This window comes from Dorea sp. BIOML-A1, assembly GCF_009875615.1.
Classification (GTDB): domain Bacteria; phylum Bacillota; class Clostridia; order Lachnospirales; family Lachnospiraceae; genus Dorea_A; species Dorea_A amylophila.
The window spans coordinates 17,749-31,607 of sequence record NZ_WWSA01000004.1 but is presented as its reverse complement, the minus strand read 5'-3'; the positions used below and the strand labels follow the sequence as shown (position 1 = coordinate 31,607).

General features: G+C 42.0%; 13 protein-coding genes. 1 reads left to right on the top strand and 12 read right to left on the bottom strand.

From position 1 onward, the window contains the following. The first annotated feature begins 43 nt into the window (after nt 1-43). Complete coding sequence (rpsT, locus tag GT508_RS02315; RefSeq protein ID WP_028085796.1) at nt 44-307, top strand: 30S ribosomal protein S20; 264 nt, start codon at nt 44-46, stop codon at nt 305-307. Nucleotides 308-462: 155 nt separating this feature from the next. Here the strand turns inward: rpsT and GT508_RS02310 are convergent, their stop codons facing one another. The 12 genes from GT508_RS02310 to GT508_RS02255 all read right to left on the bottom strand — a co-directional run bounded on the left by GT508_RS02310 (nt 463) and on the right by GT508_RS02255 (nt 13,794). Further along, the gene (locus GT508_RS02310) at nt 463-1,944 is read right to left on the bottom strand and encodes an IS1182 family transposase (RefSeq protein WP_161143492.1); all 1,482 of its coding nucleotides are present in this window, start codon (nt 1,942-1,944) and stop codon (nt 463-465) included. Nucleotides 1,945-2,092: 148 nt separating this feature from the next. Beyond that, entirely contained in the window at nt 2,093-3,112 is a 1,020-nt protein-coding gene (gene ilvC, locus GT508_RS02305) for a ketol-acid reductoisomerase (RefSeq protein WP_055214036.1), read from the bottom strand. 128 nt (nt 3,113-3,240) lie between these two features. Further along, the gene (gene ilvN, locus GT508_RS02300) at nt 3,241-3,762 is read right to left on the bottom strand and encodes an acetolactate synthase small subunit (protein WP_055214034.1); all 522 of its coding nucleotides are present in this window, start codon (nt 3,760-3,762) and stop codon (nt 3,241-3,243) included. A 131-nt stretch (nt 3,763-3,893) separates the two neighbouring features. Next, on the bottom strand, nt 3,894-4,565 hold the full coding sequence (locus GT508_RS02295; RefSeq protein ID WP_161143491.1) for an HAD family hydrolase: 672 nt from the start codon (nt 4,563-4,565) through the stop codon (nt 3,894-3,896). A gap of 94 nt (nt 4,566-4,659) precedes the next feature. Beyond that, nucleotides 4,660-5,358, bottom strand: a complete 699-nt coding sequence (locus GT508_RS02290; protein WP_161143490.1) for a TraX family protein — start codon at nt 5,356-5,358, stop codon at nt 4,660-4,662. A gap of 16 nt (nt 5,359-5,374) precedes the next feature. Next, a complete protein-coding gene (locus tag GT508_RS02285) occupies nt 5,375-7,441 on the bottom strand; it encodes an ABC transporter permease (RefSeq protein WP_161143489.1) in 2,067 nt (688 codons plus the stop codon). Then, nucleotides 7,431-8,270, bottom strand: a complete 840-nt coding sequence (locus GT508_RS02280; RefSeq protein WP_022415546.1) for an ABC transporter ATP-binding protein — start codon at nt 8,268-8,270, stop codon at nt 7,431-7,433. Before GT508_RS02280 ends, GT508_RS02285 begins: the two co-directional genes overlap by 11 nt. Nucleotides 8,271-8,366: 96 nt before the next feature. Beyond that, complete coding sequence (locus tag GT508_RS02275) at nt 8,367-9,386, bottom strand: sensor histidine kinase (protein ID WP_161143488.1); 1,020 nt, start codon at nt 9,384-9,386, stop codon at nt 8,367-8,369. Then, complete coding sequence (locus GT508_RS02270) at nt 9,383-10,069, bottom strand: response regulator transcription factor (RefSeq protein WP_161143487.1); 687 nt, start codon at nt 10,067-10,069, stop codon at nt 9,383-9,385. The genes GT508_RS02275 and GT508_RS02270 overlap by 4 nt, the downstream gene beginning before the upstream one ends. 128 nt (nt 10,070-10,197) lie before the next feature. Beyond that, nucleotides 10,198-11,736, bottom strand: coding sequence for a 2,3-bisphosphoglycerate-independent phosphoglycerate mutase (gene gpmI / locus GT508_RS02265; protein ID WP_161143486.1), 1,539 nt, complete (start codon nt 11,734-11,736; stop codon nt 10,198-10,200). Nucleotides 11,737-11,831: 95 nt separating this feature from the next. Further along, a complete protein-coding gene (tpiA, locus tag GT508_RS02260; protein WP_006427595.1) occupies nt 11,832-12,581 on the bottom strand; it encodes a triose-phosphate isomerase in 750 nt (249 codons plus the stop codon). A 19-nt stretch (nt 12,582-12,600) separates the two neighbouring features. Then, nucleotides 12,601-13,794, bottom strand: a complete 1,194-nt coding sequence (locus GT508_RS02255) for a phosphoglycerate kinase (RefSeq protein ID WP_055283408.1) — start codon at nt 13,792-13,794, stop codon at nt 12,601-12,603. Nucleotides 13,795-13,859 lie beyond the last annotated feature (65 nt).

Sequence of the window (13,859 nt, the reverse complement as noted above, 5' to 3'; positions counted from 1 at the left end):
GAATTATAAAAATCGAAATACATTGATATCGGAGGTGGACAAATTGGCTAATATCAAATCTGCAAAGAAAAGAATTTTAGTAAACGAAACAAAAGCTGCTAGAAACAAAGCAATCAAGTCTAAAGTAAAAACTTGCGTAAAGAAAGTTGAAACAGCTGTAGCTAAGAAAGATGCCGCTGCTGCTGCAGAAGCATTAAAAGTTGCAATCGTTGAAATCAACAAAGCTGGAAGCAAGGGTGTTTACCACAAAAACACATGCTCTAGAAAGATTTCCCGTCTGACAAAAGCTGTTAACGGAATTGCTTAATAATAGAGATTAAACTCGAGTTGCAAATTTCGAGCCCGGATCATCCCGTCAATGATCCGGGCTTTTTGTTATAAATACAACCGTAAAGTCCATAATAAAAAGGATATGGCTGATGCCATATCCTTTCAGACTGTAGACAAAGTTGGTGTTGGGATCTATTCCCAGCACCATTTCTCATTATATAACCAATATTTCGACTCATTCTTAAAAATATAAGAAATACTGGACTTAATCTTGCCTCGGAGTTCCAGTATCTTTGCCAGTTTTTTCAAATTCATGCATGCAAAGGTAAGCCCGGCTTTCATTTCCATCCGTGCTTTTCCTATGTATTGTGTATAACGGAAACCATGCTGCTCTTTGGCTGTTCCAAAGATTCTTTCGATAGTTTCTTTTCGCAATTGATAAATTTGTTTGTTTCCTATCCCATATCTGATCTCTTCTGCTTTTTCCATATCTTCTTCCCATACATGACGCATAATCATTTTTGTATGGTCTTTGCTTTCTGTACATTGGGATATTTGTGGACAGTTTTCGCAGAATAGTCCAAAACTTTTATATTCCCGATATCCTTCTCTGTTCGTAGTATGATAAGTCAGTATTTTATTTTCGGGACATATATAACAGTCATAATACTCATCGTAGGCATACTCATATTTCTTGAAAAATCCTTCTTTTGTCATTGGCCGTTTATACGGAAACAAAGGTTTAATTTCATCTTCCAATAGTAAGTGGGCAATCGCCGGTGTTTTATATCCAGCATCTGCAACGATCATTTCTGGCTGATATCCTTTTAATTTGTCATACAGCGATTTAAATGTTCGGCTGTCGTGTTCATTTCCCGGATGTACACTATATCCAAGAATCCATCCATGTTTATCACAGGCCGTTTCTATTGCATAAGCAAAAACATGTTTGTGTTCTCCTTTTCGAAACCATCCACTTTCTGGATCGGTGATGCTACATTTTTGTGTTTTTACATCTTCGGAAACGTCCTCTTTATCTTGTGGATGATCTGCATCTCCATTTCCAGACAAAGGAGGCTTCGGAGGTTTCTTATCTTTCAACGGTTTTTTATCATGTGCGATTCGGTCTTTTTTAATCTCTTTATTTAATTCTTTTTCATACCAAAGTGTCTGTTCACGTGCAATGCGTTTTCTCATTTTTTTACTATTCGCACATGCTTTCACATGCGTTGCATCCACAAATATCTGCTCCGTGTCAACAAGTTTATATTTCATACAGTCTTCAAGAATCTTCGAAAAAATCTGTTCAAAAAGATCCGTGTCCTTAAATCGGCGGGTATAGTTCTTTCCAAATGTAGAAAAATGCGGGACTGGATCCAGCATATCCAGTCCAAGAAACCAACGATAAGCAACATTAACTTCGATTTCTTTCATGGTCTGTCTCATACTTTTGATTCCATAGAGGTATTGAATCATAGGTATTTTTATCAGCATTACAGGATCCATACTTGGTCGCCCATTATCTAAACAATATTTATCTTCAACCAGATCATAGATAAAAGTCCAATCGATTGCCTTATCAATTAAACGGAGCATATGATTCTGAGGAACCATGTCATCCATACAAAACCTAAGCATTTGTTCTCTTTTTTTATCTGCATTTTTAGTCATCATAAAAAACACCGCCTTCTGATATTTATTATATCAGAAAGACGGTTCTAAAAGTAGAAAAGCCCAGCAATTGCTGGACTTTGTCTACAGTCTGAAAGGATATGGCTGATGCCATATCCTTTTTGTATGTATCGTATTCTTACAGATCTGATTAGTTGTTGATCAGTTTGTCTTCTCCATTCCAGCTGTAAAGCTTTCTGATCTCTGCTCCGACTTTCTCTGATGGATGTTCTGAAGCAAGTTTTCTCATAGCTTTGAAGTGTACCTGACGTCCTGCTGGAGACATGTCTAATAAGAAGTCTTTTGCAAATGTTCCGTCCTGGATGTCTGTCAGGATCTGTTTCATAGCTTTCTTTGTCTCAGCTGTAACGATCTTAGGTCCTGTTACATAGTCACCATATTCAGCTGTGTTAGAGATAGAGTATCTCATTCCAGCGAATCCTGACTGATAGATCAGGTCTACGATCAGTTTCATCTCATGGATACACTCGAAGTAAGCGTTTCTTGGATCATATCCAGCTTCGCAAAGTGTCTCGAAACCAGCCTGCATAAGTGCACAAACACCACCGCAAAGTACTGCCTGCTCACCGAAGAGGTCTGTCTCTGTCTCTGTTCTGAATGTTGTCTCAAGAAGACCAGCTCTTGCTCCACCGATTGCAAGACCATATGCAAGTGCACGATCCCAAGCTTTTCCTGTAGCATCCTGCTCTACAGCGATAAGGCAAGGTGTTCCTTTTCCAGCCTGATACTCACTTCTTACTGTGTGTCCCGGTGCCTTAGGAGCGATCATTGTTACATCCACATTCTTTGGTGGGTTGATGCATCCAAAGTGAATGTTGAAACCATGCGCGAACATTAACATGTTACCTTCTTCAAGGTTTGGTTCGATATCTTTCTTGTACATATCTGCCTGTAACTCATCGTTGATCAGGATCATGATGATGTCAGCCTGTTTTGCTGCTTCAGCTGCTGTGAATACTTTGAATCCCTGAGCTTCAGCTTTTGCCCATGATTTACTTCCTTCATAAAGACCAACGATAACATCGCATCCAGACTCTTTTAAGTTCAGAGCATGTGCATGTCCCTGGCTACCATAACCGATGATAGCGATCTTCTGTCCCTCTAATACTGATAAATTACAATCTTCCTGATAAAAAATTCTTGCTGCCATTATAGCATACCTCCTAAAAAATAAATGATTTTTTATTTTCTTAAACAAGGGGTCGCCCTTCCACCGGGCTCGTCTCTGTTTAATGTCTGATTAAAATGTGTTACTGTTTGTCCATTATAATATATCAATTATAATGTGTTGATGTTTCCTTCCTGATCAATGACTGTTACATCCTTGATTCCTCTCTGTAATCCGGTAATACCTGTTCTTGCAAGTTCAAGAATCTCGTAACCTTCCAGAAGTTCCAGAAACGCATCTACTTTTGAACCATTTCCTGTCAGTTCCACCATCAGGGAATCCTTCTCTACATCAACAATCTTCGCGCGGAATATATCCGCCACAGATATGATCTCCGTTCTCTCCGTCTTATTCGCCCGAACCTTCACCATGATCAGTTCGCGATATACCGAATCTTCCGGATGAAGTACTTTGATCTCAATGACATCTTCCAGCTTTCTGACCTGCTTTTCGATTTGCGATAAGATCAGCTCATCTCCGCTGGCCACAATGGTAATTCTGGTAAATCTCGGATCTGCCGTAACTCCGGCAGTTATACTGTCGATACTGTATCCTCGTCTGCTGAACAGTCCGGATACACGGCTTAATACACCGGGATTATTGTCTACCAATAATGAAAATACTCTTTGCATATTGCACCTCTTTTCTATCATTTATAAAAAACAGAGTGCGTTCTGTTTTTTTATAATAACAACTACTTCTTCTTTTGTCAAGTATTGGCACCCATATTTTTACATTTTTCACAAAATGCAGGATTACCGCATTATTTCAGGATGATCCCGGCAATGTCTTCCGGCGTCCCGGCAACGTATACTGCGCCTGCTTTTTCCAGTTCTTCACGGTTGCCGAATCCGTATAATACCCCCATACAGTCAAGCCCTTCCTGCTTTGCCCCAAGCACATCATGTTCACGGTCACCGATCATCAGTATCCTCTTCTTATCCTGCACCCGGCAGGTATCGATCAAATATCCGATCACCTCTGCCTTACTGCCTCTGCCTCCGTCCAGTTCCATACCTGCCACATATTCAAAATATTGATCCAGATCAAAATGTTCAATGATCCTTCTCGCATATACTTCCGGTTTGGACGTCGCGACAAAAAGTCTTTTTCCTGCTGCCTTCAATGCCTTTAATGATTTTTCAAATCCGGGATACACCGAACACTCAAAAATCCCCGTATCCTGATAATATTCCCTGTAATACTCCACCGCCTTCCAGCTTTTCTCATCGTCAAATCCATAGAATCTGGCGAACGAATCGGTAAGCGGCGGACCGATGAATTTATATAATTTTTCCCGTTCGGTCTCTTCAATTCCGAATTTCTCCAGCGCATACATCACCGAATTCGTAATTCCCGGTGAAGAATCGATGATCGTGCCATCCAGATCAAAGAAACAGATATCATACATTTTATCAAGCTTTTCTTTTTCCATATTCTCTACCTGCCTGCTTCAAAAAAATACCGGAGCCGTCCTTCTGCGTTTTTTCCGCATCCGTCACACCCCGGTATTATTATAACCGTTCCATCTATACTTTTGCAAACTGTATCATCCAGAGAAGCAGAAGATGCACCGGATAAAATCCGTAGAAAAACCATTTTTCCCAGCCGTGTGCTGTTTTGTCTGCTTTGTTATACATACACTGTATAACCACTCCCGATGCTGCCGGCCCGATACAGGCGCATGCAGAATGTATGAGCGCACTCTCCAGCCCGCAGTCCGCCCTGTATGACAACACATTCAACAGAAAGAAGAGTCCCGCTGCTTTTCCATATGCCAGTGATACTTTTTTCCTGTCCCCATATGCATTTACAAACAGCATCGTAAATACCGGTGCCAGAAGTGCCCAGTCCGTCCAGAGCGAACAGATTACCAGCACGCACATCCATAGCATTTTCTCCCCTTTATGTTTTACATGATCTGCAACCCACACCACTCCCAGACATAGAAGAAGGCTGAACATCATGTTCAGGTTCGTCTGTTTCAATGCCAGCATGAAGGGTATCTGCGAAAGGATCCCGAATACAAGCAGCCGCAGTGCATAGTTCTTTACAGATCTTGTGTAATGATATCCTTCCACAAGGAAATAGCACATAGTAATGGCTGTAAAATACCCGATATCAACCATAACTTCCTGCCCTGTACTGCCTTCTTTTAAAAATATATAGGCAAAATGATTACAGAACATAGCTGCCATTGCCAGATATTTTATTGCATTTCTACTCATACTTCCCTCTCCATTTTCATTCTTCGATATTTCTGATAAATCCGACATAGGTCGCTCCAAAATAAACTATATATACGCCAAAGAACAGGGCGAATGAAATTGCAAAATACTGTAACACCGGTGTACTGACTCCTGTATAGAAGTTAAATCCGGCACCCATATACACCGCTATGATCCCGCTGATCACTGCTGAAAGGATTGCCGGACACAGATAATACCCGGACAGCTGACGGAATACGGTCTGTTGGATCTCGCGTCTTCCAAGGCCGATTTTCGAAAGCACCTGGTAGCGGAACCTATATTTTGCCGAATCACTCAGCTGCTGTACCGATAACACCGTCAATGCAATACACAAAAATACCAGCCCGATATACATACATGGGAATGTGATACAACTCATCATATATCTGACCTCAGCCGATGCATTTTCCCGCACAAGATTCACCGCATCATATGCGACAATGGTATCCGTACCATAACATACATTATCATCGTCTTCTTCCATGTATGTATGACCGGCATAATCATGTTTATCTGACAGATCATCCAGCTTATTCTGCAGGTTATCCGGCACTTTTTTCTTCACACTCACCGCAAGTTCCGAATAGTACGGTGTCATCTGCTGTATCCGTTCATCCGGCACAACGATGATATAATCACCGCCGTTATGTCCGTCCTGCGAAAATGATTCGGTGCAGATCTTCCTGCAGGTCAGTGTCTCTCCACGGTCCTGAAGCTTCACGTCATCCGTAAAATCTCCGGTTTCCTTATACACTCTTTGCTTCATCTGAAGGATATATTCATTTTTTCCAAGCGTTTCCGTGGAATATCCCAGCATTTTTCTCAGATGATTGTAATCACTCAGCCCAATATATGTATCATATCTGCAATATGCATCATCATCGGAACCTTTACGTATCTTTTTCTCATCCGGTGTTCCGTCTTCTCTGCGGTACTCATCTCCAAAATACCGCAGATGCGTATACAGCCATGTATTCATTGTGTTCGTATGATTTTCATAAATACGGTACACGCACGAATCCTTTACACCTGCTTCTTCTCCGACAATATCCAATTCCTTTGCAAAATCATATTCCGGATTCTGACTGTTCACCTGTACATCAAATGGAAATTTCATCTCTAAAACCTGATTCTGCCAGTCCGTAAACATTAATGCAACCGAGCACCCCAGAAATGCGACCATAAAAAGCACCGTAAGTGTTCCCATGGTAAACCGCATCGTTTTCAATTTAGATGCAAACTGACGCAGCAGGAACAGATTCTGCCCCCGGTAGACCGCATTTCCTTTTTTCTTCACATAGCAGATGATCCATGCGGAAAGCCCTGTATAAAACACATACATTGTAATAAACAGACCCGTCAGAAATACTGCTGCCTCTCCCGGCGACTGTATATTTCCGCTCAGTATCCAGACACCGAACGCAAAGATGAACAGAATGGAAAACGGCAGTAATAACCGCTTTATTTTTTCATTCTTTTCTTTTAATTCCTCATTCTTCTGATTTTCTCTCATCAGATCATGAATGTTCATCTTGCGGAATTTCCGGCTGCACCGGAACAGTGCCAGCAGATAACATCCTGCAAAGCAGCACACAGTCATAAGGAAACAATATCCATTGAATTCCAGATGGGGTCTTAGTTCCACCTGTATGACACTATAAAGGACAACAAGCAGCACCTGCTGAAGCAACATTCCAAGGCCCAGTCCTATCACAAAGGAACACACACCGAGCAGCAGATTTTCTTTCATATAAAGCCCGGACACTTCCTTTTTATTCATTCCGATCAACAGATAGATACCGAATTCACGGCTCCTTTTTTCCAGCATGAACCGTACCATATAATTGATCAGCCATGCAACGATCAGTACAATAAAGAATGTGGCAATACCGATCATCGCTGCCATTATCGCTGCCATTTCATACATTTTCTGAAGATCCTTCGAAAAAATGATACTGTTAAATGCAAACATCAATGATACCACAAATGTCATCGTCAGCACATACACCAGATAATCTCTGGCGGAACGTCTGACATTGCGCAGTGCAAGCTTACCGAACATCTGACAGTTCACCTCCTGTCAGAGATAATACATCCAGGATCTTATTCAGAAATTCCCGCCTTTCTTCCACTCCTCTTACCAGTTCATGGAATATCTTTCCATCTTTCAGGAAAAGAATACGGCTGCAGTAGCTGGCTGAAAACGCATCATGTGTAACCATGAGGATCGTAGAGTGCATATCATGATTCATCTTGCGGAATGTTTCGAGCAGCATCTGTGCCGCTCTGGAATCCAGCGCACCGGTCGGCTCATCTGCGAGGATCAGTTTCGGACGATGAATCATCGCTCTGGCACAGGCACAACGCTGCTTCTGGCCTCCGGATACCTGATAGGGAAATTTATCCCGGATTTCTTCGATATCAAGCAGCTTCAATATGTGATCACATTTCTCTTGGATCTCTCTTTTACTCTTGCTGTGCAGCGTCATTGCCAGCACAATATTCTCTTCTATCGTAAGTGTATCTAACAAGTTGTAATCCTGAAATATGAATCCCAGATTGTCTTTCCGAAATTCCGCCAGTGCCTCATCACTCAGCTCCGTAATATCCGTTTCTCCGTAGTATATATGCCCTGCAGTCACACGGTCAATCGTAGACAGCATATTCAAAAGTGTTGTCTTTCCGGAACCCGATGCTCCCATGATTCCCACAAATTCTCCTTTTTGGACGCAAAAGCTTACCCTGTCTACCGCTTTGGTGATGTTCGTATCACTTCCGTAATATTTTTCCACATCACATACCCGGATCTCTCCATCCGGGATTCTGCCTCCTGCCAGGATTCTGTCTGTTTTTTTCTCTGTTGTCTTGCCATGCTTTCTTATTCTTCTCATCCATATCATCCTTTCCGGTCTTTTTGTAATACTCTTTTTCATCTCTACTTTACCCGTCCGGACCAGAAAGATGTATCGATGTATCTTTCAGTTATCTTACATTTTTGAAAGATAACTGCTGACCGGAAATGTAAGGATCATCTTCGTGCCTTCACCACGGACAGATTCCGCCTCGATGGCAATTCCAAGCTTTTCACACAGCCGTCTGCACAGATAAAGCCCCATCCCCGTAGATTTCTTACCATTTCTTCCATTGGAACCGGTAAAACCTTTTTCAAAAATTCTGGACATCTCTTCTTCCCGTATTCCGGTTCCGTTATCTTCTACGATCAGCCGGACACCATGACCGTACTTTTCCGTGTAAATATGAATATACGGATGGACCTTTGGATTCTCACTTTTATATTTCACACTGTTCAGCATAAGCTGGTTCAGTATAAAAAGGATCCACTTTTTATCGGTATACGCAAGATCAGGGCACTCCACTTCCCCGCGCACCCCGTTACTAATTAGATAATACTTATTTTTTATCAAAATTTCAGAAGCCGCCTTCCCAAGGTCTGTCTCTTCAATCATATAGTCTTTGTATACCTTTTCCATTCTGGCATAATACAGAACCATATCTACGTCATTTTCAATCCGTTGATTCTCAAGACCGATCTGTCGGGTCACTTCGTCTTTATGATTCTCACACGCAAGCTGGATACTGGTAATCGGTGCTTTGATCTCATGCACCCAGCTTTCGATATAATCCCGATAATCATTCTGTTCATCTTCAAGCATACGGATCCGTTCGATCACAGATTTATTCGATCGTCTGATCAACTCCCGGTAGATCCGATCTTCCAGATATGGTGAAGCTGGCAGCAATTCTCCAAGCAGATATCTCTGATCTACATTTTCCAGAATATGTTCTGCCCTGTCAAAATATTTCTTCCTGCGATAATATCCTGTCACAATCCATATTCCAAGGATGATCCACCAGAAAATGAGAATCAGTGCAGCTGCGTTTCTGTTATACCCTGTAATATAGAAGAACCCCATCAGTAATATCATACACAGGAGGTGCAGCAGACATATCAGAATCTTATCTTTTATATATTCCGAAAATCTCATATGCGGTACCCCATTCCCCGTTTTGTCTCAATGAAATCCGTCACTCCGATGTCAGCCAGTTTTCCTCTGAGTCTTGTAACATTCACACTTAATGTATTGTCATCTATGAAGACTTCATTGTCCCACAGGTATTCGATCATATCCAGTCTCGGAACAATCTCACCCTTTTTCTGATATAGAAGGTGCAGGATCTTCAACTCATTTTTCGTAAGATCTGTCTTTTTTCCTTCATGCTCTATGCAGCCTCCCACAACATTTAGGATTACACCTTTATATTCCATGTTCAAGGCATTACCCCTTGATTTCTCTGCATTTTTATCAGTAGTTCTTTTTAGTACTACTCCTATTCTTGCCAGCAGAATCGGTGGATTGAACGGTTTTGTGATATAATCATCTGCCCCTTTCAAGATTCCGGTCAGTTCATCCATGGAATCTGTCCGGCTGGTCAGAAATATGATTGGAATATCTGAATGTTCTTTCAGCTTCGTACAGATGTCAAAGCCGCTTTCCCCCGGAAGATTCCAATCCAGGAGTACCAGATCCGGTGCCGGTATCATGTTGCATATCTGCTCTGCCGTATCTTTAAATTCTTCGATTATCTCTGCTTCATAAAAAGCATTTTCCAGGAGCTGTTTTAATTCCTTTCGGATACCCGGATCATCTTCTACAATAACAATCTTCATGTCGTTCTCCTCATGATGTTCCTTTTATAATTATACTGATAAATACAGAACAGATTGTAGAAAATGCACTTTTACATTTTCCACAATCTGTTCATTATAGCATATAACATACGTTGAATATGTTTATATTATTTCACAAGCAGTGATGTTCCAGTCATCTCAGCCGGCTGTTCCATACCCATCAGTTCGATCAGTGTAGGAGCAATATCAGCCAGGCATCCGCCTTCTTTCAACTTGTATGCAGGATCTGCATTTACAAGGATGAATGGTACAGGATTGGTTGTATGTGCTGTAAATGGCTCTTTTGTCTCTTCATCGATCATGTACTCTGCATTACCGTGATCCGCACAGATGAACATCTGTCCGTCAGCTTCTTTTAATGCTTCGTAAGCCTTTCCTACACACTCGTCAACTGCTTCAATCGCTTTTACAGCAGCTTCGATCACACCAGTATGACCTACCATGTCAGGGTTGGCAAAGTTAATTACGATAACATCATACTTATCAGACTTGATTGCTGCAACGAGCTTATCACATACTTCATATGCACTCATCTCTGGCTTCAAATCATAAGTAGCAACCTTTGGAGATTTTACAAGGATTCTGTCTTCCCCTTCATTCGGTTCCTCTACACCGCCATTGAAGAAGAATGTTACGTGAGCATACTTCTCTGTCTCAGCGATACGTGCCTGTTTCTTGCCGTTCTTTGCAAGGAACTCACCAAATGTATTAGTGATTTCTTCTTTCACAAATGCGACCTGTTTATTTTCGATTGTAGCATCGTATTCTGTAAAGCATACAAATGTTGTCTTGATTCTGTCTCCTCTGTCAAATCCGTCAAAGCTGTCGTCACAAAATGTTCTTGTGAGCTCTCTTGCTCTGTCCGGGCGGAAGTTGAAGAATACTACGGAATCATTTTCTTTGATCGTTGCAACCGGTGCGCCGTCCTTTGTTACTACAAATGGTACTACGAACTCATCCGTTACATCTGCGTCATAAGAAGCCTGGATTCCTTCTGTTGCAGAAGCGGCTGTCTCGCCTTCGCCTGCTGAAAGTGCCTTGTAAGCCTTTTCTACACGATCCCAGCGGTTATCACGATCCATTGCATAATAACGTCCGGAAACGCTCGCAACCTCTCCTACGCCGATTTCTTTCATCTTAGCTTCTAACTGCTCTACATACTCTTTTCCTGAAGCCGGTGGTGTATCACGACCGTCAAGGAAGCAGTGTACGTATACTTTCTCAAGTCCCTGTCTCTTAGCCAGTTCCAGAAGGCCGAAAATATGTCCGATGTGGCTGTGAACACCACCGTCAGATACCAGCCCCATCAGGTGCAGTGCAGAATCATTCTTCTTGGCATTCTCACATGCAGCCAGAAGTGCTTTATTCTCAAAGAATACACCATCTTCAATTGCCTTTGTGATCTTTGTCAGTTCCTGATAAATGATACGTCCGGCACCCATGTTCATATGACCAACTTCTGAGTTACCCATCTGTCCGTCCGGAAGTCCTACTGCAAGTCCGCTGGCATTTCCTTTTACACATGGATATTCTGACATCAGTTTATCCATAACAGGTGTTTTTGCCATAGCAATTGCATTACCTTCTGTCTTTTCATTCAGTCCATAACCGTCTAAGATCATAAGTACTGTTGGTTTCTTACTCATTTTTAATATCACCTTTCGTCTTAAATATCACTTTTACAGCATAAAACCGCAGGAAGCAGTCAAACGAAAGCCTCCTGCGGCTGATTTTCTAAATCTTATTTGTAGTTTACGATCTTTCCGAAATCAGCTTTCAGAGATGCTCCACCTACAAGTCCGCCGTCGATATCAGCCTGAGCGAATAACTCTGCTGCATTTCCAGCGTTTACAGATCCGCCGTACTGGATACGGATAGCTTCTGCTGTAGCTTCATCATATACTTCAGCGATGCATGCACGAATACCAGCGCAAACTTCTTCAGCCTGCTCTGTAGTAGCTGTCTTACCTGTTCCGATAGCCCAGATTGGCTCGTAAGCGATCACTGCTGTCTTAGCCTGATCAGCTGTTACATTCTGGAATCCAACTTTCACCTGCTGACGGATGAAGTCCATTGTTACACCCTGTTCTCTCTGCTCCAGAGTCTCTCCACAGCACATGATTGGTGTAATACCATGCTCGAAAGCTTTCAGCATTTTCTTATTTACTGTCTCGTTTGTCTCTGCAAAGTATTCTCTTCTTTCAGAGTGTCCAAGAACAACGTATTTTACTCCTGCATCTGTAAGCATAGCCGGAGAGATTTCTCCTGTATATGCTCCGCTTTCTTCAAAATACATATTCTCAGCACCAACCTGGATATTGGTTCCCTTTACAGCCTCTGCTACAGGGATAATGTCGATTGCAGGTACGCAGAATACTACGTCTACATCTTCATTCGCTACTAATGGTTTTAATTCTTCAACTAAAGCTACTGCTTCACTTGGAGTTTTGTTCATTTTCCAGTTTCCGGCTACGATTTTCTTTCTTGCCATCTTTCCAAATCTCCTTATTCTATTTATCATTAGCTGCTGCTACACCCGGGAGTTCTTTTCCTTCAAGGAATTCAAGAGAAGCTCCACCACCTGTTGAAATGTGTGTCATCTTATCTCCATATCCCAGCTGGTTAACTGCTGCTGCAGAATCTCCTCCGCCGATGATTGTTACAGCGTCTGTGTCTGCAAGTGCTTTTGCAACTGTTTCTGTTCCTTTTGCAAATTTAGGCATCTCGAAACATCCCATTGGTCCGTTCCATACAACTGTCTTAGCATCTTTTACTGCATCGCTGAAGATCTTAGCTGTCTCTGGTCCGATGTCGAGTCCCTCCCATCCTTCCGGGATCTCTCCAGCTTTTACTACCTGAGTATTTGCATCATTAGAGAAATCATCTCCGATAACGTTATCTACAGGAAGAAGAAGTTTTACACCTTTGGCTTTTGCTTTTTCGATCATGTCAAGTGCATACTGGCAGTAATCTTCTTCCAGAAGGGATTTTCCGACTGTTCCGCCCTGTGCTTTTGCGAATGTATATGCCATTCCTCCACCGATGATCAGAGTATCTACTTTTTCAAGAAGGTTCTCAATTACAGAAATCTTGCTTGAAACTTTTGCTCCGCCAAGGATTGCTACGAATGGTCTTTCCGGATTGTTGACTGCATTTCCAAGGAAATCAATTTCTTTCTGCATAAGGTATCCAACAACTGCTGTATCTACGTATTTTGTAACTCCTACGTTAGAGCAGTGTGCACGGTGTGCTGTTCCGAATGCATCGTTAACAAATACGTCGCAAAGAGAAGCGAGATCTTTACTGAATGCATCTTCATTCTTTGTCTCTTCTGCTCTGTAACGTGTGTTTTCAAGGAGGATAACATCTCCATCTTTCATCTCAGCTACTGCTGCTTTCGCATTTGGTCCAACAACTTCCGGATCAGCTGCAAATTTTACTTCCTGTCCAAGGAGTTCTGAAAGGCGAACTGCTACAGGAGCAAGAGATAATTCTGGAACCGGCTGTCCCTTCGGCTTTCCAAGATGAGAGCAAAGGATAACCTTTCCGCCATCAGCGATTAATTTTTTGATTGTAGGAAGTGCTGCAACAAGACGATTCTCGTCTGTAATCTTTCCATCGATAAGTGGAACGTTGAAGTCACATCTTACAAGTACTTTTTTCCCTTTTACGTTAATGTCATCTACAGATTTTTTATTAAGCATAGTACTGCCTCCTGGTTATATATTTTATAACTGCAAAAAGGGTCCGGCCCAATAAGACCGGACCC

Coding starts and splice junctions, on each gene's coding strand:
- GT508_RS02310 (WP_161143492.1), bottom strand. CDS start 1,944: ATGATGACTAAAAATGCAGATAAAAAAAGAGAACAAATGCTTAGGTTT.
- ilvC (WP_055214036.1), bottom strand. CDS start 3,112: ATGGCAGCAAGAATTTTTTATCAGGAAGATTGTAATTTATCAGTATTA.
- ilvN (WP_055214034.1), bottom strand. CDS start 3,762: ATGCAAAGAGTATTTTCATTATTGGTAGACAATAATCCCGGTGTATTA.
- GT508_RS02295 (WP_161143491.1), bottom strand. CDS start 4,565: ATGGAAAAAGAAAAGCTTGATAAAATGTATGATATCTGTTTCTTTGAT.
- GT508_RS02290 (WP_161143490.1), bottom strand. CDS start 5,358: ATGAGTAGAAATGCAATAAAATATCTGGCAATGGCAGCTATGTTCTGT.
- GT508_RS02285 (WP_161143489.1), bottom strand. CDS start 7,441: ATGTTCGGTAAGCTTGCACTGCGCAATGTCAGACGTTCCGCCAGAGAT.
- GT508_RS02280 (WP_022415546.1), bottom strand. CDS start 8,270: ATGAGAAGAATAAGAAAGCATGGCAAGACAACAGAGAAAAAAACAGAC.
- GT508_RS02275 (WP_161143488.1), bottom strand. CDS start 9,386: ATGAGATTTTCGGAATATATAAAAGATAAGATTCTGATATGTCTGCTG.
- GT508_RS02270 (WP_161143487.1), bottom strand. CDS start 10,069: ATGAAGATTGTTATTGTAGAAGATGATCCGGGTATCCGAAAGGAATTA.
- gpmI (WP_161143486.1), bottom strand. CDS start 11,736: ATGAGTAAGAAACCAACAGTACTTATGATCTTAGACGGTTATGGACTG.
- tpiA (WP_006427595.1), bottom strand. CDS start 12,581: ATGGCAAGAAAGAAAATCGTAGCCGGAAACTGGAAAATGAACAAAACT.
- GT508_RS02255 (WP_055283408.1), bottom strand. CDS start 13,794: ATGCTTAATAAAAAATCTGTAGATGACATTAACGTAAAAGGGAAAAAA.